14 protein-coding genes are annotated in these 18253 nt (G+C 69.4%); 8 read left to right on the top strand and 6 right to left on the bottom strand.

The window, feature by feature from the left end:
• The first annotated feature begins 201 nt into the window (after window positions 1-201).
• The 3 genes from ACZ6ZD_RS31965 to ACZ6ZD_RS31975 all read left to right on the top strand — a co-directional run bounded on the left by ACZ6ZD_RS31965 (window position 202) and on the right by ACZ6ZD_RS31975 (window position 3914).
• Window positions 202-2127, top strand: a complete 1926-nt coding sequence (locus ACZ6ZD_RS31965; protein WP_465677662.1) for a glycosyl hydrolase family 8 — start codon at window positions 202-204, stop codon at window positions 2125-2127.
• Between the two features lie 110 nt (window positions 2128-2237).
• The gene (locus tag ACZ6ZD_RS31970; protein WP_465677663.1) at window positions 2238-3242 is read left to right on the top strand and encodes a 1-aminocyclopropane-1-carboxylate deaminase; all 1005 of its coding nucleotides are present in this window, start codon (window positions 2238-2240) and stop codon (window positions 3240-3242) included.
• 15 nt (window positions 3243-3257) lie between these two features.
• Window positions 3258-3914 carry a GntR family transcriptional regulator gene (locus tag ACZ6ZD_RS31975; protein ID WP_465677664.1) on the top strand — a complete coding sequence of 219 codons (657 nt, stop codon included), beginning with the start codon at window positions 3258-3260 and terminating at the stop codon, window positions 3912-3914.
• Here the strand turns inward: ACZ6ZD_RS31975 and ACZ6ZD_RS31980 are convergent, their stop codons facing one another.
• Genes ACZ6ZD_RS31980 through ACZ6ZD_RS31995 form a run of 4 tightly spaced genes read right to left on the bottom strand, consistent with a single transcriptional unit; the run spans window position 3915 to window position 7436 of the window.
• Window positions 3915-4754, bottom strand: a complete 840-nt coding sequence (locus ACZ6ZD_RS31980; protein ID WP_465677665.1) for a carbohydrate ABC transporter permease — start codon at window positions 4752-4754, stop codon at window positions 3915-3917.
• The gene (locus tag ACZ6ZD_RS31985) at window positions 4744-5622 is read right to left on the bottom strand and encodes a carbohydrate ABC transporter permease (protein ID WP_465677666.1); all 879 of its coding nucleotides are present in this window, start codon (window positions 5620-5622) and stop codon (window positions 4744-4746) included. The genes ACZ6ZD_RS31980 and ACZ6ZD_RS31985 overlap by 11 nt, the downstream gene beginning before the upstream one ends.
• A 1-nt stretch (window position 5623) precedes the next feature.
• Window positions 5624-6961, bottom strand: coding sequence for an ABC transporter substrate-binding protein (locus ACZ6ZD_RS31990; protein WP_465677667.1), 1338 nt, complete (start codon window positions 6959-6961; stop codon window positions 5624-5626).
• Between the two features lie 58 nt (window positions 6962-7019).
• Window positions 7020-7436 (bottom strand): RidA family protein, encoded by a 417-nt coding sequence (locus tag ACZ6ZD_RS31995; protein ID WP_465677669.1) that lies wholly within the window; start codon window positions 7434-7436, stop codon window positions 7020-7022.
• Window positions 7437-7515: 79 nt separating this feature from the next.
• Here ACZ6ZD_RS31995 and hisD point away from each other — a divergent pair, with 79 nt between their 5' ends.
• Window positions 7516-8781: a histidinol dehydrogenase gene (hisD, locus tag ACZ6ZD_RS32000; protein WP_465677671.1), complete on the top strand. Its 1266-nt coding sequence runs from the start codon at window positions 7516-7518 to the stop codon at window positions 8779-8781.
• Here hisD and ACZ6ZD_RS32005 read toward each other — a convergent pair.
• The gene (locus ACZ6ZD_RS32005) at window positions 8774-9553 is read right to left on the bottom strand and encodes an IclR family transcriptional regulator (protein WP_465677673.1); all 780 of its coding nucleotides are present in this window, start codon (window positions 9551-9553) and stop codon (window positions 8774-8776) included. The two genes, hisD and ACZ6ZD_RS32005, sit on opposite strands and share 8 nt — an antisense overlap.
• 146 nt (window positions 9554-9699) lie before the next feature.
• Here ACZ6ZD_RS32005 and ACZ6ZD_RS32010 point away from each other — a divergent pair, with 146 nt between their 5' ends.
• The 4 genes from ACZ6ZD_RS32010 to ACZ6ZD_RS32025 all read left to right on the top strand — a co-directional run bounded on the left by ACZ6ZD_RS32010 (window position 9700) and on the right by ACZ6ZD_RS32025 (window position 17626).
• Entirely contained in the window at window positions 9700-11472 is a 1773-nt protein-coding gene (locus ACZ6ZD_RS32010; RefSeq protein ID WP_465677675.1) for a family 43 glycosylhydrolase, read from the top strand.
• Window positions 11473-11496: 24 nt separating this feature from the next.
• Window positions 11497-13950 (top strand): hypothetical protein, encoded by a 2454-nt coding sequence (locus tag ACZ6ZD_RS32015; protein ID WP_465677677.1) that lies wholly within the window; start codon window positions 11497-11499, stop codon window positions 13948-13950.
• Window positions 13951-13965: 15 nt separating this feature from the next.
• Complete coding sequence (locus ACZ6ZD_RS32020) at window positions 13966-16032, top strand: FG-GAP-like repeat-containing protein (protein WP_465677679.1); 2067 nt, start codon at window positions 13966-13968, stop codon at window positions 16030-16032.
• A gap of 130 nt (window positions 16033-16162) precedes the next feature.
• A complete protein-coding gene (locus ACZ6ZD_RS32025) occupies window positions 16163-17626 on the top strand; it encodes a carboxylesterase/lipase family protein (protein WP_465677681.1) in 1464 nt (487 codons plus the stop codon).
• On the opposite strand, the gene ACZ6ZD_RS32030 is transcribed toward ACZ6ZD_RS32025, so the two are convergent.
• Window positions 17623-18198, bottom strand: coding sequence for a TetR/AcrR family transcriptional regulator (locus tag ACZ6ZD_RS32030; protein WP_465677683.1), 576 nt, complete (start codon window positions 18196-18198; stop codon window positions 17623-17625). The genes ACZ6ZD_RS32025 and ACZ6ZD_RS32030 overlap by 4 nt on opposite strands.
• Window positions 18199-18253 lie beyond the last annotated feature (55 nt).

Consider the following 18253-nt stretch of genomic DNA (forward strand, 5'->3'; position numbering starts at 1 on the left):
TCCGGCCGGTACCCGCGGGGCCGCTCCGGTAGTCGGCATTCAAACGCATGATCGCCGGATTTCCCTGGCACACTGCGGAATCCGGGCGGGCCCGAGGTCTTGCGCTCGGGCGGGTTGGGTCCTACCTTCGGCTAACCAATAGGAAAGTTTCCTAACGGTTGTTGTCGCTCCTTCCCCTTCACCGCCCGGAGGACACTGCTGATGTCTTTACTGTTGCGTGGGCTGACCGCTGCCGCGGTCGTCGCCTCGGTTCTGGTTGTTCCCCCTGTCCTGTCCGCCCAGGCCGCGGACCCGTTGCTGTCGCAGGGCAGACCCGCGACCGCGTCGTCGGTCGAGGACAGCAGCTTCCCGGCCGGCCTGGCCGTCGACGGCAACTCGGCCACCCGCTGGGCCAGTGTCGAGGGTCATGATCCCGAGTGGATCCAGGTCGACCTCGGCAGTACCGCGAACATCTCCCGGGTCAAGCTGAACTGGGAGGCCGCCTACGGCAAGTCGTACCGGATCGAGACCTCGCCGACCGGCTCGGCGCCGTGGACGCAGATCTACTCGACCACCACCGGCAACGGCGCGATCGACGATCTGACCGTGACAGGCAGCGGCCGGTACGTCCGCCTGACCGGCACCGCCCGCGGGACGACGTACGGCTACTCGCTGTGGGATCTAGAGGTTTACGGCACGACCGGCGGTGGCGGTGACACCACACCGCCGAGTACGCCGAGCGGTCTGACCAGCACCGGTACGACGTCCAGCAGTGTGTCCCTCAGCTGGAACGCCTCGACCGACAACGTCGGCGTCACCGGCTACGTCATCTCCCGCAACGGCGCCGAGGTCGCCACCAGCACCGGTACGACGTACACCGACACCGGGCGAACGGCGTCGACCAGCTACACCTACACGGTCAAAGCCCGTGATGCCGCCGGCAACCTTTCCCCGGCGAGCAACGCGGTGACCGCGACCACGCAGTCCGGCGGCAGCGGCCCCGCGGTCCCGTTCGGTAGCCATCAGTTCCCGTACGTCGCGGGCATGCTCAAGCCGTCGGGCAGTCAGGCCACGCTCGACCAGAAGGTCATCGACTACTACCAGCAGTGGAAGTCCGCGTTCGTTCGGCAGAACTGCGGCAACGGCTGGTACCAGATCATCTCGCCGGACGCCGACCACCCGTACGTCGCCGAGGCTCAGGGCTACGGAATGGTCATCACGGCGACGATGGCCGGCGCCGACCCACAGGCCAAGACGATCTTCGACGGCCTGGTCAAGTACATGATTGCGCACCCCTCGGTGAACAATCCGGACCTGCTGGCCGCCGAGCAGAACGCCTCCTGCCAGAGCGTGAACGGCTCGGACAGCGCGACCGACGGTGACATGGACGTCGCCTACGGTCTGCTGCTCGCCGACAAGCAGTGGGGCAGCGCCGGCACCTACAACTACAAGCAGCTCGCGATCAAGCACATCAACGCGATCCGGGCCAGCGAGATCAACCCGAGCACGAACCTGCTCAAGCTCGGCGACTGGAGCAGCTCCGGCGACCAGTACTACTACATCTCCCGGACGTCGGACTGGATGGCCGATCACTTCCGCGCCTTCAAGGCGGCCACCGGTAACGCCGTCTGGGACACCATCCGCACGGCGCACCAGAACGTGATCAGCTCCCTGCAGGCCAACTATGCGGCGAGCACCGGCCTGCTGCCGGACTTCGTCATCAACACGAACTCCAGCCCGAAGCCGGCCGGCGGTCAGGTCCTGGAGTCGCCGAACGACGGCCGGTTCTACTGGAACGCCTGCCGTGACCCGTGGCGGATCGGCGCCGACGCGGTGACCAGCGGAGACAGCACCTCGCTGGCCGCGGCCCGCAAGCTGAACACCTGGGTCAAGTCCAAGACCGGCGGCAACCCGAACAACATCGCCATCGGCTACCAGCTGAACGGGACCCAGATCAGCAGCGGCAGCAGCGCGGCGTACTTCGCACCGTTCGCCGTCGCCGCCATGACGGACTCCGGCAGTCAGGCCTGGCTGGACGCTCTGTGGAACAAGATGCTGAACACCCCGGTCGACACCAGTAGCTACTACGCGGCCAGCATCCAGCTCCAAGTCATGATCACCGCTACGCACAACCACTGGGTGCCCTGATCTAGTCACCCTCCAGCGCGGCCGGATCACCCCCGGCCGCGCTGGCTTGTCTCCGCTCTGTGCTCTAACATCCAATATATTGCACATCGCAGAGCTAGAAGGAGGCGACGATGGCCCTGGACGACTTCGAGCGCTACCCGCTGCTGTTCGGCCCCAGCCCGGTCCACCCGCTGGATCGGCTGAGCGCTCATCTGGGCGGCGCCCGGGTCTGGGCCAAGCGGGAGGACTGCAACAGCGGCCTGGCGTACGGCGGGAACAAGACTCGCAAGCTGGAGTACCTGATCCCGGAGGCGCTGGCTCAGGGCGCGGACACGCTGGTGACGATCGGGGGCGTTCAGTCGAACCACACCCGGCAGGTCGCGGCCGTCGCGGCGAAGGTCGGCCTGAAGGCGGTGCTGCTGCAGGAGAGCTGGGTGGACTGGCCGGACCCGGTCAACGACAAGGTCGGCAACATCTTGCTCTCGCGGGTGATGGGCGCCGATGTCCGGCTGGTCAAGGCGGGTTTCGGGATCGGGTTCAAGGACAGCTGGCATCAGGCGCTGGACGAGGTCCGGGCCGGTGGCGGGACGCCGTACGCGATCCCGGCCGGGGCGTCGGACCACCGCCTCGGCGGGCTCGGGTTCGCGAACTGGGCCTACGAGGTCGAGCAGCAGGAGCGTGAGCTCGGCGTCTTCTTCGACACGATCGTGGTCTGCAGTGTCACCGGCAGTACGCACGCCGGGATGATCGCCGGGTTCGCCGGGCAGGACCGGCCGCGGCGCGTGCTCGGTATCGACGCCTCGGCGAAGCTGGCCGAGACGCACGCCCAGGTGGAGAAGATCGCCCGCGCGACGGCGGAGCTGATCGGGCTCGGCCGCGACCTGCGCCACGACGAGATCACCGTGTACGAGGGCTGGGCCGGCGATCTGTACGGCGTCCCGGTGCAGTCGACGTTGGACGCGATCAGACTGACCGGGCGGCTGGAGGGGATGATCATCGATCCGGTCTACGAGGGGAAGTCGATGGCCGGCCTGATCGACCTCGTTCGCAGCGGCGACATCGGCAAGGAGTCGAACGTCCTGTACGCCCATCTCGGCGGCCAGCCCGCGTTGAACGCCTACAGCGGGCTCTTCTGATCGGATAATGGCCGGATGCCGGTACCGAAGGAACGCGTCGTGGTCCCCCGCTCGCTGCTGCGCGAGGACGCCTTCCGCGCGCTGCGCGACGCGATCGTCAAGGGCGATTTCCTGCCGGGGGAGCGGCTCAACGACGTCGACCTGGCCGGCTGGCTCGGCGTCAGCCGGACGCCGGTCCGCGAGGCGCTGGCCCGGTTGGAGCAGGCGGGTCTGGTGCAGACCAAGCCGGGCCGCTACACGATGGTCAGCCCGCTGGAGGCCCGTGGCCTGCGCGAGGCCCAGACGGTCACCGCGGCCATGCATGAGCTCGCCGTCCGGGAGGCGGTCCCGCAGCTGACCGAGGCCGATCTGGACGAGATGCGCGCGGCGAACCAGCGGTTCGCCGCGGCTCTCGACGCTGCGGACGTCGACGCCGCCCTGCAAGGGGACGACGACTTCCACGCTGTCGCGGTCCGGGTCAGCGCGAACTCAGCGGTCGCCGCCGTCCTCGATCAGTACACGCCGGTGCTGCGCCGGCTGGAGCGGCTGCGCTTCGGCTCGCTGAACGGCCGCGACTCCGTGGCGCAGCACCAGCTGATCATCGACCTCTGCGCGGCCGGCGACGCGACGGCCGCCGCCGAGGCCGCGCGGAGCAACTGGCTCACGCTCGTCCCGCTGCTGGACGCGCTCTGATCAGCCCTTGAGCGCGCCCGCGGTCAGGCCCTTCGTCACCTGCTTCTGCAGCAGGGCGAAGACGATCAGCACCGGCAGCGCGGTGATGATCATGCCCGCGAACAGCGTGACCCAGTTGGTGCCGTACTCCGCCGCCTGGCCGAGCTGGAACAGGCCGAGCGGCAGCGTCATCTTCGACGGGCTGTGGATCAGCACGAGCGCGTAGAAGAACTCGTTCCAGTTGTTCAGGAAGCTGATGATCGTCACCGACGCCACGCCGGGCCCGAGCAGCGGCAGGATCACCCGGACGAAGGTCGTGGCCGGGCCCGCGCCGTCCATCGCGGCCGCCTCCTCCAGCTCGCGCGGCAGCGTCCGCAGGAAGCCGACCAGCACGAAGATGTTGAACGGCAGGTTGTACGTCGCGTAGACGAGGACCAGCCCGATCCGGGTGTCCAGCAGCCCGAAGTCCTGCAGGGTCAGGTAGAGCGGGATGAACGTGACCATCCACGGCACCATCAGACCCATCAGGAAGATCGCCAGGACCGCGCCGTTGGCCCGGAACGGGATCCGCGCGATCGGGTACGCCGCGAACGCCGACACCGCCACGCCGAGGACGGTCGCGGTGATGCTGACGACGACGCTGTTGCCGAAGTAGGCGCCGACGTCCGCGCTCGTCCAGGCGTTGACGTAGTTCTCGAAGTGGAAACCCTCCGCGAGACCCCACGGGCGGCTGCCGAGGAACTCCTGGTTGGTCTTCAGCGATACGTTCAGCACCCAGGCGAACGCGGCCGCCGCCGAGAACGCGATGGTCCCGAGGACCAGGTAGATCAGCAGATGGTGCCGCCGGCCGTCAGTACTCAAGATCGTCTCGTTTCAGCACTTTGTTCAGGATCGCGGTGACGGCGAGCAGGATCGCGACCAGGACGACGCCCATCGCGGCGGCGTACCCGAATTCGGTCTGATCGATCGCGACCCGGTACATCAGCGTGCCGACCACCTCGGTCGAGCCGAACGGGCCGCCGCCGGTCATGATGTAGACGAACGCGAACGCCTGCATGCTCTGCACGATCCACAGCACCAGCAGGATCCGCAGCAGGTCGTGCAGCAGCGGCATCATCACCGACCAGAACAACCGCCACTCGCCGGCGCCGTCCACCCGGCCGGCCTCGAGGACGTCGCGGGGGAGCCGCTCGAACCCGGCCGACAACAGCACGACCCAGATCCCGATGCCCTGCCAGACGGTGGTGAAAGCGACCGCAGGTAAGGCGGTCAGCGGATCGCCCAGCCATTCGCGAGCCATCCCGCCGAGGCCGAGCTCGGCCATCGCCGGACTGATCAGCCCGAGCGTCGGGTGGTAGATGAACTTCCACATCAGCGCGACGACCGCGGCCGACAGCACCACCGGCGCGAAGATGACGAACCGGAAGAACTTCTCACCGCGGATCGGCTGGTTCAGCGCCCAGGCGATCGCCACCGCCGGCGGGAAGAGCAGGCAGCCGCCGATGAAGGTGAACACGAAGGTGTTCTTCAGCGCCGTCCGGTACTCCGGGTCCGTCAGCAGCGCCGTGTAGTTGGCGCCGCCGACGAACCGGGAGTTGCCGGTGCGGGTCCAGTCCGACAGCGAGATGCCGAAGGTGCGGACCAGCGGGTACAGGAAGAACAGCACCAGCAGGACGGCGGCGGGTAACAGGAACGGGAGGATGATCCGCCGCTGGGCGAGCCGATGCATCTCAGTTCTTGTGGACGCGTCGGAGCGCGGCGTCCAACCGCTGCAGGGTCTGCTCGGCGTTCTGCTCGCCGAACAGCAGGCGCGCGATCTCGGCGTACACGGGTTTACCGGCCTTGCTCTGGCTCAGCCCGTAGTCACGCGGTTCGAGCGACTCGGCCTGCGACAGGACGGCGTCGATGCCGGGCACGCCGGGCGGGCTCGGCACGCCGACCACCGCGGAGACCTCGCCGATCTCGGTGGCGCGTTTGGTCTGGGTCTCGACGCTGGTCAGCCGGTTGATCCAGTCCAGGGCCAGCGGGATGTCCGGGCTCTTGGCCGAGATCGACACGTTCTGCAGCGCTGCCATCACCGCGCCCTGGTCGCCGGCCCCGCCGGTCACCTTCGGGAACGCGACGACGCCGAGCTCGAACCCCTTCGGGATCACGTCCTTCATCTCGCTGACCAGCCACGAGCCCATCAGGATCATGCCCGCCTTGCCCTGGAAGAACTGCGCCTGCGCGGTGGTGAAGTCGGTGCCCTTGAAACCCTTCAGGAACGCGTTCTTGTCGCGCAGCTCCTGCAGCATCTGCAGGCCCTTCAGGAATCCCGGGTCCTCGGTGATGTGGCCCTTGCCCTCGGTCAGGACGCCGCGCGCCTTCTGGTAGCCGACCGTGCGCAGCCAGAGATGGTCGCTCCACATCCCCATGTAGGGCTCGAACAGCCCGGTCAGCGCGATCGGGTCGACCTGCTTGGCCGACAGTGCGCCGGCCGCGGCGAGCAGCTCGTCCCAGGTCGTCGGCGGTTTGATGCCGAGATCCTTGAACAGCTTGGCGTTGTAGAACAGCGCGTGCAGCGACAGCTCGGACGGGACGGCGTAGATCTTCTTGCTCTCCGGGTGTTCCATGAACTTGCGGACCGTCGGGCTGTAGCGGTCCAGCCACGGCTTGCCGGACGCCGGATCCGCCTGCTGCAGGTACGGCGTCAGGTCGACGAGCGCGTCGTCGTCGGCCCACTCGCGCAGGTTGGGCACGGTGCCGTCGAACATGCCGTAGTCGACGTCCGGCGGCGTGCCGGCCCGCCAGCGCTGCTCGATGCCGGGGCGGGCCTCGGTGTTCGCGAACGTCAGTGTGACCTCGGTCCCCGGCCGCTCCGTCTCGAGCGCGGTGCCGAGCTCGTCCAGGAACTTCAGCCCCGGCGTGCCCTTGGCCGGCAGGACGCCGACCTCGAGCTGCCCGGGCTTGACCTCGTCCCGCCAGGAGGCGGCGTCCGGCCCGGCGGCCGTCCCACCGCCCCCGCTACCGCAGCCGGCGCCGAGCGCCAGCGTGAAGGCGGCCACCAGGGCCGCGTTCCGGATCCTCATCGACCTGATCCATTCTTCGAAATATCGGATAAGCCTTCGGAAAATCGAATGATATGAGTCATTGGGGGCCTGGTGCAAGGGTTCGCGCGGCGGGCCGGACGGCCACCGCCTCGATCTCGACCAGGATCGTCCCGAGGTGCGCGCCGGCGGTCAGCCGGGCCGGGTAGGGCGGCTGGAAGAACTCCGGGAACACCGCGTCGTAGGCGTCCCAGTCGCGATCCGGGTCCTCCAGGAACGCCGTCAGCTTGACGACGTCGGCCAGGCTGGCGCCGGCCTCGGCCAGTACGGCCGCCAGATTGCGCAGGGTCTGCCGGGTCTGCTCGGCGACATCGTCGGCCCCGACCAGAGCGCCGGTGGCCGGGTCGACCGGGCCGAAGCCGGCGGTGAAGATCAGGTCGCCGGCGATCCGGGCCTGGGCGTAGTGGCCGCGCGGTCGCGGGGCCTTCGTGGTGTCGACGTGCGGGCTGGAAGTCATGGCGCGCGCGGATCCCTTCCGGTTATGGTTATTCGAGAATCTGAATTTATATCTGTTATTTCGAAAGATTGGAAGAGTCGTGGAGCTGCTGAAAGCGGGCTGGCCGGAGCGGGTCGAGCGGTCGGCGGAGGTGATCGACACGGTCAGCCGGATCCTTTCGGATGTCGAGCGGGAAGGGCTGCCCGCGATCCGCCGGTACTCCGAACAACTCGATCGATGGAACCCGGACTCGTTCATCGTGCCCGCGAGCCAGGTCAAGGCGGCCGCGGCGGCCGTCGACGAGGAGCTGGCCGGGCACCTGGAGTTCGCCCGGGAGCAGGTCGAGACCTTCGCCCGGCTGCAGCGCGCGACGCTGACCGACCTCGAGGTCGAGACGCTGCCCGGCGTCGTCCTCGGGCACAAGCACCTCCCGATCAGCCGCGTCGGCTCGTACTCGCCGGGTGGCCGCTACCCGCTGATCGCGTCGTCGATCATGACCGTCACTGTGCCGAAGGTGGCCGGTGTGGACACGGTGATCGCGATGGCGCCGCCGCGGGACGGCAACGGGATCTACGCGCCCCAGCTCTACACGATGGACCTGGCCGGCGCGGACCTGATCGTCTGCCTGGGCGGCGTCCAGGCCTTCGCCGCGCTGGCCTTCGGATTCGAGGACGTCGCTCCGGTCGATCTGGTCGTCGGGGCGGGGAATGCGTACGTCGCCGAGGCGAAGCGGCAGCTGTTCGGGACGGTCGGCATCGACCTGCTCGCCGGTCCGACCGAGGTCGCCGTCATCGCCGATGAGACCGCCGATCCGCGGCTGGTCGCGGCCGACCTCCTGGGCCAGGCCGAGCACGGACCGAACAGCCCGGCGCTGCTCATCACGACGTCGCGCGACTTCGGGACGGCGGTGATCGCTGAGGTTGACCGCTGGCTGGAAGGCGACTGGCCGACGTCCGAGGTGGCCGGCGCCGCATGGCGCGCGTACGGCACGGTGGCGGTCTGTGACTCCCACGACGAGGTCGTCGAGGTCTCCGACACCTACGCGCCGGAGCACCTGGAGATCCAGACCGCGGACGACGACTGGTACGCGGCGCATCTGCGCAACTACGGCTCGCTGTTCATCGGCCCGGAGGCCACGGTCGCCTTCTCCGACAAGTCGATCGGCACCAACCACGTCCTGCCCACCGGCCGCGCCGGCCGCTACACCGGCGGTCTCTGGGTCGGGAAGTTCCTCAAGACCGTGACCTACCAGCGCCTCACCGCCGCGGGGGCCGCCGCGATCGCGCCGTCCACGGCCGCGATCGCGGATGCCGAGCTGATGTTCGGGCACGCGCTCACGGCCCGCCTCCGCGATCCGCTCAGCTGACGGAGGCGCCCAGTCGGTGCGAGATCGTGGCTGCGAGCTTGCGCAGCCCGGCCTGGGCGGCGTCCCGCTTCTTTCCGCGCAGATCCTTCGCGAAGCCGGTCACCCCGACCGAGCCGGCCACGCGATCCGATCCGTCGAAGAAGGGCGCCGCCAGGCAGGCGATATCGGCTTGTTCCTCTTGGTCCTCGACCGCGTACCCGCGGGTGCGGACGGTGTGCAGCTCCTGCCCGAACGCCTTTCGGGTCGCCTCGTGCGCCCGCGGTCCCTGCCCGGCGCTGAGATGCGCGAGCAGCGGCTCCAGCTCGTCGTCGGGCAGGTACGCGGCGATCGCCTTGCCCAGCGCGGTCAGGTTGTACGGCGCGACCTTGCCCGGGTAGGTGTCGAATTGGATGAAGCCCGGCAGTGCGGCCTTGGCAACGTAGACGACCGATGTCCCGGTCAGGACGCCGAGATGCACCGGTAGCCCGAGCTGCTCGGCGAGCTCCCGCATCTCCTGCTGCGCGATCGTCGACAGGTCGACCTTCCGTACCAGCTGGGTGGCCAGTCCGTACAGCCGCAGCGTGGGCCGCCAGAAGTGGCTGCGGCCAACGATCCGCCGGCTCGCATAGCCGCGATCCTCGAGCGTGTAGAGGATCGCCGCGCAGGTCGCGAGCGGGATGTCGGCCTTCTTCGCCAGCGCCGTCAAGGTCAGTTCGTCCTCGGCGCCGACCAGTGTCTCCAGCATCGTCAGCGTCCTGGCGACCGCGGGCGAGGCTGCCCGTTCACTGTCCATCCTCGTGTCCTTCCCCGTGCCTGAGCCCTTGTCACGGCCGCGCGCCGCGCTCTACTCTCACCTGATATACCGAAACTATATTCGAAATATCGAACATTCGCCACTTTTTCCTGAGCCCGCCCGCTGCGCGACCCGAGGAGAACGCGATGTCCCGACACTTCCCCCGACTCCGGCGGCTGCTGGTGCTCGCCGTCGCCGCGGCGCTGACGACCACGGCGTACCAGCCCGGCGCGATCGCGGCCGCACCGCCGATCCCCGAGGTGCCGAAAGTGATGCTCGGCCAGGACTTCCCGGATCCGGACATCCTGCGCGTGGGCGACACCTGGTACGCCTACTCGACCAACAACTCGCTGCACGTCCCGGTCGCCAGCGCGCCGACCATCGATGGGCCGTGGCGGATGCGCGGTGACGCGATGCCGCAGGGCTGGTCCGACGGCTGGTCGCGGTACGGCGCCACCTGGGCGCCCGACGTCGCCGCCAACCCCGACGGCTCGTACACGCTGACCTACACCGCTCGGCACGTCGCCTCCAACCGGCAATGTATCGGCGTCGCGCTGTCCAGTTCGCCGCTCGGCCCGTTCGTCCCGTACGGCGGCCAGCCGCTGATCTGTACGACGCAGTCCGGCGGCGCCATCGACGCCAACACCTTCATCGCCGCGGACGGGACGCGTTGGCTGCTGTGGAAGAACGACGGCAACGCCGTCGGCCAGTCCAGCACGTTGTGGGCACAGCAGGCCGTAGACAACGGCGCCCGGCTGATCGGCAACCGGATCGCGATGCTGACCGCGCCGGCCGGTCAGGTGATCGAGGCGCCCGACATCGTCCAGCGCGACGGGCGGCTGGTGCTCTTCTACTCCGGCGGCAGCTACGAGGGTTGTGGCTACCTGACGGCGTACGCGACCGCGACGTCGATGTCCGGACCGTGGACCCGCGCCGCCGCGCCGTTCATGACGACCGGCAACACCGGCCTGTGCGGTCCCGGCGGCGCCGACGTCGTGACCGAAGCGGACGGCCTGACCGGTGGCGACAAAGTGATGGTGCATGCCTGGGTGAACGGCGCTCGGCACCTGTTCTCCATCGACCTCACCTGGTCCAACGGACTGCCGGTCCAGGGCGGTCACCGAGCCGCCTCACTGGACGGGAACGGCCGGGCCGATCTGGCCGTCGTCCGGCCGAACGGCGTCGTCGACGCTTTCCAGAACTACCTGGGTTTCGCCCATCGCCCGTACAGCTTGCCGCTGCAGATCGCCGACGGCTTCACCGACCCCGCCCGGGTCCGGTTCGCCGATCTGAACGACGACGGCCGGAAGGAGATCATCGCGATCCAGACCGACGGCGAGATCCACGCCTGGCTGAACTGGGGCGGCTTCCGGGTCAACCCGTTCGGGAACTCGGTCGTGATCGCCACCGGTTTCCACCACCCCGACCGGGTCAAGTTCGCCGATCTGGACGACGACGGCCGCGCCGAGCTGATCGAGGTCACCGGCGACGAGCACGGCAACGTCCGGGCCTGGCACAACGACGGCGCCTTCTCGGCCATGCCCTACGGCGACAACACGATCATCGCCGACGGTTTCACCGACCCGGCCCGGACCTTCTTCGCCGATATCGACGGCGACGGCCGGGACGAGATCGCCGCCGTCCAGGTCAACGGCGACGTCGTTGCCTGGCACAACGACCGCGGTTTCGCCGCCCGTCCGTACGGCGACTCGGTGCTGATCGCCGGCGGGTTCACCGTCCCGGCCGAGGTCCGGTTCATGGATCTCGACCACGACGGGCGGGACGAGATCGCCAGTATCGAGCCGAACGGCGAGATCTGGGCCTGGCACAACGACGAAGGCTTCACCACCACCCCCTACGGCAACTCGGTACTGATCGCCGACGGCTTCACCGAGCCGGCCCGCACCTTCTTCATCTGACCACCACCCCGAGGGACAACCGTCATGTCGAACCTTCCCCGCAGAAGCTTCCTCGCGCTGACCGGCGGCGCCGCCGTCGCCGGCACGCTCGGCCCGACCGCGGCCGACGCGGCCGTCACGGACGAACAGATCGTCGCCGGCGGCACCCCGGCGCCGCGCCCGGAGCCGGATCTCGCCACCGCGCGGACCTGGTGGGAGCCGCAACGCCAGGAGTGGACGCCGATCGGCTGGAAGGGGCATCTGTTCCGCTTCAACGTGTTCTACAACGGCATGCTGATGTGTGAGCCCGGGCCGGGCTGGAACACCAAGGACAACGTGATGAAGTACCAGGGCCAGGGGATGCAGCTGCAGTTCCTGCCGCCGGACTTCCACGGCGGCACCCCGGCATTCGTGAATCACGCGCGCTACCTGTGGCACGACGACCTCGGCATCGGCGAGCAGGGCTGGCGGTCCGACACGGTGGCTCCGGTGCTGTGGACCAGGTGGCGGTTGCCGCAGGGCGTCGTGGTCCGGCAGTCCGTCCTCGGCCATCTCAAGGGCGGCGGCGACTACGAGCAGGAGACCGATCCGCTGTACGCCTGGGTCCGGCTCGAGGTGGAGGAGGTCGACCCGGTCCGGGCCCCCGCGACGATCCCGTTCGTCGTCCGGCTCTCCCGGCGGCACCTGTTCTTCCGGGACCGGTACGCCGACCAGAACGGCGTCACACTCGAGTACGACCCGGCGCAGGCGCCGATGCCCGGCCGGATGCGCGTCGCCCCGGTCTTCAATCCGGGCAATCGCCCGTACGAGCGCCGGATCCAGCACCTGGACGACACGATCCGGATCGGGACGTCGCCGTTGCGGCAGGACCAGGCGTCGTTCACCGAGCTGAGCACCGAGCGCGTCTACGACCTCAAGCTCACGCTGAACGTCGAGGCGGGCGCGCATGTGGATCTGCTGGTCGCGATGCGGCCGCAGCCGCGCGCCGAGTTCGACCGCGAGCTCGCGCTCGGCTGGGACGGCGCACTCGCCGAGGCCAATGCCTACTGGACGTCGACCGCGGATCCGGGCGCGCGGATCCGGACGCCGGAGCCGTTCGTGAACGAGGCGTTCCAGCGGTTCACCGAGCTGGCCGAGATCGTCGGCGAGAAGAGCCCCGAGACCGGCGACCACACCTTCCTGACCGGCTCGTTCGGGTACGACGTCCTGTGGGCGACGCCGACGTCGATGGCCTTCCACATGCTGCTCGACCCACTCGGCCGGCATCGGATCGCCCGCAAACACCTGGAGCTGTTCAAGACCACTCAGGGCACTCGGAAGCCACCGGGCCAGGCCTATCGGGAGCATCCGGGCTATCTGGGATCGCCGCGACATCTGCAGGCTTTCGACTGGCTGTCCGATCACGGCGCGATCCTGCACACGATCGCGTACCACGGGTTGCTCAGCGGTGACCAGCAGTTCGTCCGGGACTGGACCGACGTCGTCGTCAAGGCCTGCGAGTTCATCAAGGACTCGTGTGAGAACACCGAGCACGACGGCATCCACGGCCTGATGCCGAAGGCGGTCGCCACCGACGAGCTGCTCGAGACGCAGGGCGTCTGGTCCCAGGCCTGGTGTTACAAGGGCTTGGCCACCGCCGTCCGGCTGCTCGGGAAGCTCAAGCACCCGCGAACGGCCGAGTTCGACCAGGCCCGGCAGGCGTTCCAGACCAAGCTGGTCAGCGCGTACCGCGAGCTGATGAGCAAAGCGCCGACCTGGCCGCACCCGGACGGGACGCGGCATCCGGTGCCCAAGGCCGACTACACCGAGCGGCCGTTCCACATCTTCCAGGACGCGTTCCTACTCGACGGCGGTCCGCTGTTCTTCGTGTGGGCAGGCGTGTTCCCGGCGAGCGACCCGTTGATGAAGTCGCATCTGGACTACTTCCGGATCGGCCCGAACTCGAAACTGTGGGACGTCCGGTCGAACCCGATCCACCGCGCGACTCTGCTGCACGAGGTGTCGAGCTGCGAGCCCTGCTACAGCTGGAACGTCTCGCACAGCTGGCAGTCCGGCGATCGGGCCAAGTACCTCGAAGGCGTGTACAGCCTGTTCGTGGCCGGGTTGTCGCCGCAGACCTATATCTCCAACGAGCACCGGCACGGGATGCAGGGCCAGCTGTCGACGTCCGGTCTGGTCACCTGGCACTTGCTGAAGGCGGTCATCGACGACGCGGTCGCCGCCAAGGAGCTGCACCTGCTGCGGTTGTGTCCGCTGCCCTGGCTGAGCGCGGAGCAGGAGACCGTGTTCGACAAGGTGCCGACCGAGCACGGTCTGGTCGATCTGCGCTTCCGGCTGGCCAACCACGGGAAGCGGCTCGACATCACCTTCAAACCCACCTGGCGCTGGAGCGACCGGCCCAAGGTGCTGCTGCACACGCCGCCGCTGCCCGGCCTGCGCACGCTGCGGGTGAACGGGCGTGAGCGGCCCGTGTCCCCGAACCGTCCGATCGTTCTCTGAGTCCCCGGAGTCCTCATGGCTGTCCAACTGTTCCGCCGGCGAGCGATCGCCGGACTCGTTGCCTTGTGCACCTTGTTCGCCGTGCCCGCCGTGGCCGGGCCGACAGTGTCCGGCGGTCCGGCGCCGGGTGAGCTGGTGGCCCGCGATCGCGATGGCCGGCTCTGGGCGCATCCCGCGACCGGTGACCCGACCCGTCCCTGGGATCCCGCCGTACGTCGGCAGATCGGATCGGGGTGGCAGGCGCCGAACGTACTGGCCCTGGCCGATGTGTCGCTTGATGGCAAACCCGACCTGTTCACCCGGGACCCAGCCGGTGACGGGACCGTCGGGTACCACGCGACCCGATCGGATGCCGCCTGGGATCCGACGGTCCGCGTGCTCGGGATGGCGGGCTGGAACAACGCCGCCGCCGTCCTGGTCGAGGACGTCGACCAGGACGGTCGCCCGGACCTGCTGGCCCGGCAGGGCGGCGGGAACCTGCGCGTCTGGCCGCACGACGGCAAGACGACGGCGAGCCCGTGGCTGACCCCGGCGTACGACATCGCCGAAGGGCTGGAGCGGACGGACGTCGTCGCGTTCGGAGACGCGACCGGGGACGGGCTGCGCGATCTGATCATCCGTGAGGACGACGGCGCGGTCTGGGTACTGCCGCATCCGGGTGTCGTTGCCGCGAGCAAGAAGCGGACGGCGCGCTGGAAGTGGCAGAAGCCGGCCCGCGTGGCCAAGGCGAGTGCCGATCCGTCCGCGCCGTACAACGCCGGGACCGGCTGGGCCGACGACTCCCGGCTCGATTTCCAGGACGTCAACGGCGACGGTCTGGCCGATCTGCTCGCGACGGATCGGTTCGGCGCACTGCGGGTCGCGCTGCACACGGGCGCGTCGGCGGGGGAGAATCCCTGGCCGGCGGCGATCCCGGTCGGCGACTTCTCGGCGTACGACGCGGTCGCGGTCAATCCGGTGGCGCGGGTGCAGTCGGTGCTGCGCATCTCGCCGCGGACGGCGTCCAAGACGGTTGGTACGACGACGGCGTACCGGGCCACGCTGGTGTCGCCGAGCGGCAGCCGGGACGTTACGAGCCAGGTCACCTGGTCGACGGCTGATCCGCGCGTGGCGACGATCGACGCGAGCGGACGCGCGAAGGCGCTGGCCGAGGGGAATTCCGCCGTCGTCGCGAAACTGAACGGAGCCGCCGTTGGCGCGGCCGGGCTGCGGGTGGGCGGGGGAACGACGGTCCCGCCGGTGCGCTCGGGCGATGCGGTCGGCCTTGACCGCGATGGTCGGCTCTGGCATTACCCGTACAGCGGCGACCCGCTGCGGCCGTGGAGTCGGACGACCCGTCGTGCGGTCGGAGTTGATTGGGCGGGGCCGGACCGGCTGCTGCTCAGCGATGTGTCACTGGACGGCGCATTGGATCTGTTCGTGCGGGTGCCGTCCGGCGACGGCAGCGTGTGGTTCCACCCGCACTCGACCGCCGACCCGCTCCGGCCGTGGAGCCCGACCAGCAAGGTCTTCGGGATGAGCGGCTGGAACAACGCCGCGACCGTCCTGCTCGAAGACGTCAACGACGACGGCCGTCCGGACCTGCTCTCCCGCATGCCCGCGGGCAACCTGCGCGTCTGGTTCCACGACGGCAAGACCACCAGCAGCCCCTGGCTCACGCCCGGTAACTGGGCCGACCTCGCCACTGGCCTCCAGACCACGAACCTGGTCCGCTTCGGCGACGTCACCGGCGACGGTCAGCGCGACCTCGTCGTCCGCGAACAAGACGGCGCCCTCTGGGTCCTCCCCAACCCCGGCACCTCCCGCTGGACCTGGAACCCGGCCACCGCCGACCCCAACCCCACCGACCCGACCAAGCCCTACCGCCTCGGCACCACCTGGTCCACCGCCACCACCCTCGACCTCCAGGACCTCAACGCCGACGGCCGCCCCGACCTCATCACCACCACCCCCGCCGGCACCCTCACCATCACCCCCCACAGCAACAACCCCCGAGCCCCCTACACCACCCCCACCCCCCTCCCCGGCACCTGGACCGACACCCTCCTCGCCTTCACCCCACCCCAAAGGACCCAACCGTGAACCTGTCAGCACTCCTAACCCGGCGATCTGATGGCTGACAACTCTCGGTCGTAGTACACGAAAGCGGCAGGACAGCGGCGGCGTCCGCCTGAACCAGTAGCAGGACAGTGGGGGCTGGCAGACTGCGGGTATGAGCGATCCCGTGGTGGCTACTCCGGCTGGTTCTGTTCGCGGTGTGATGTTCGAGTACGGGGCGGTGTTTCGGGCCGTCCCGTACGCGGCGCCGCCGGTGCGGTTCGAGCCGCCGGCGCCGGTGGCGGCTTGGGACGGCGTGCGGGAGGCGCGGGAGGTGGGTCCGACGGCGCCGCAGGTGGGGGAGACGCCGGGGATGCCGGACCTGCTGCCGAACGTGATGATTGCCGGTGACGACTATTTGCACGCGAACGTGTGGACGCCGGAGGTCGGCGGCTCGGCGCCGGTGGTGGTGTTCTTCCACGGGGGCGCGTTCGTGATGGGGTCGAACGCGATCAGCGCGTACGACGGGGCGTCGTTCGCCCGGGACGGCGTGGTGTTCGTGTCGGTCAACTACCGGCTCGGCATCGACGGGTTCGCCTGGTTCGGGGCGGGGACGCCGAACCTCGGGCTGCTCGACCAGGTCGCCGCGCTGCAGTGGGTGCGGGAGTCGATCGCGGCGTTCGGGGGCGACCCGGAGCGGGTGACGGTGATGGGGGAGTCGGCCGGGGCGATGAGCGTCGCGGCGCTGATGACGATGCCGGCCGCCAAGGGCCTGTTCCACCGGGCGATCATGGAGTCGGGCGCCGGTCACCACGCGATCACCCCGACGGCGGCGTCCAACGTCGCGCGGCGGGTCGCGAAGGCGCTCGGCGTCCCCGCGTCCCCGGAGGCCGTGGCGACCGCGACGAGCGAGCAGCTGGTGACGGCGCAGTCGGCGGTGTCGGCGCAGCTCGGGAAGTCGCCGTTCCGGCGGACTTGGGGTGACGTGGCAACGAACCTGATGCCGTTCGAGCCGGTGATCGACGGTGACGTGCTGCCGCAGCTGCCGATCCGCGCGATCGAGAGCGGCGCGGGCGGCGACATCGACGTCCTGCTCGGCTACAACACCCAGGAGGGCCGGCTGTTCTTCCTGGATCTGCCCGGCCGCGGCCTGAAGACGCGGATCGCGACGGTGATCATGTCGCGCCTGTTCGGCCTCGGGCGGAAGGACCGGGCGGCGTACTACGGCTGGGCGAGCGGCCCGCGACGCGATCACGACGCGATGGTCGCGCTGCTCACGGACGCCGTCTACCGCATCCCCGCGCTGAACTTCGCCGAGGCGCACGGCCGCGCGCACGTCTACCGCTTCAGCTGGGAGTCCCCGGCGTACGAAGGCCGCCTGGGCGCGAGTCACGCGATGGAGCTGCCGTACGTCTTCGACAACCTGGCCGACCCGAACTGGCGCACGCTGCTCGGCGGCCCGGGTGACCAGGAGCTGGCCACCCGGATGCACGCCGCCTGGGTCCAGTTCGCGAAGACCGGTGACCCCGGCTGGCCGGCGTACACCGCGGGCCGGGTGGAGATGGAGTTCGGCGGCGCGGGCGAGTTGGTGACCGACGTCCAGCCGGCGGCCCGGCAGCTCTGGGCCGGACGGCGCTAGCGCGCGAGCACCTCACGGGCCGTCCGCTCGAAGGTCGGGCGGACCGCCTCCGGGCCGTCCAGGTAGCCGCCGACCATCGCGGCGTCCCGGAGCAGGACCAGCGCGCCCGCCTTCTCGGCCGGGTCGGGCAGGCCGGCGGCCGTGATCACCTGCTCCAGGGTGGCGCGGAACCACTCGCGATGCTCGGCGATCTTCTTCCGGATCGGTGACGACGCGTCCGGGTACTCGGCGGCGGCGTTGATGAACGGGCAGCCGCGGGTGTGCTGGCGCTCGATGTCGTCGCCGAGCGCCTGGATCACCAGCTCGGCCAGCGCGCGCGGCTCCGCCCCGGACGCCGCGGCCGCCGCGAACGCGCCCTGGATCGCCTCGTCCTCGGCCTGCAGATAGGCCAGGACCAGGTCCTCCTTACTCGGGAAATGCCGGTAGAAGGTCACCCGGGTCACGCCTGCCGCCGCGATCAGCCGCTCGACGCCGACGGCGGTGATGCCCTCGGCGTAGAACAGCTCACTCGCCGTCCGGATCAGGCGCGCCCGGGCTTCGGAAGGTCCGCGGGAGCCGGTCGTGGGTGCCATCTCACCATGATAGAACGACCTTTCTACTTACCCCTTGACAACCCGCGCGGAGCGT

Source organism: Kribbella sp. NPDC104218 (genome assembly GCF_055584105.1).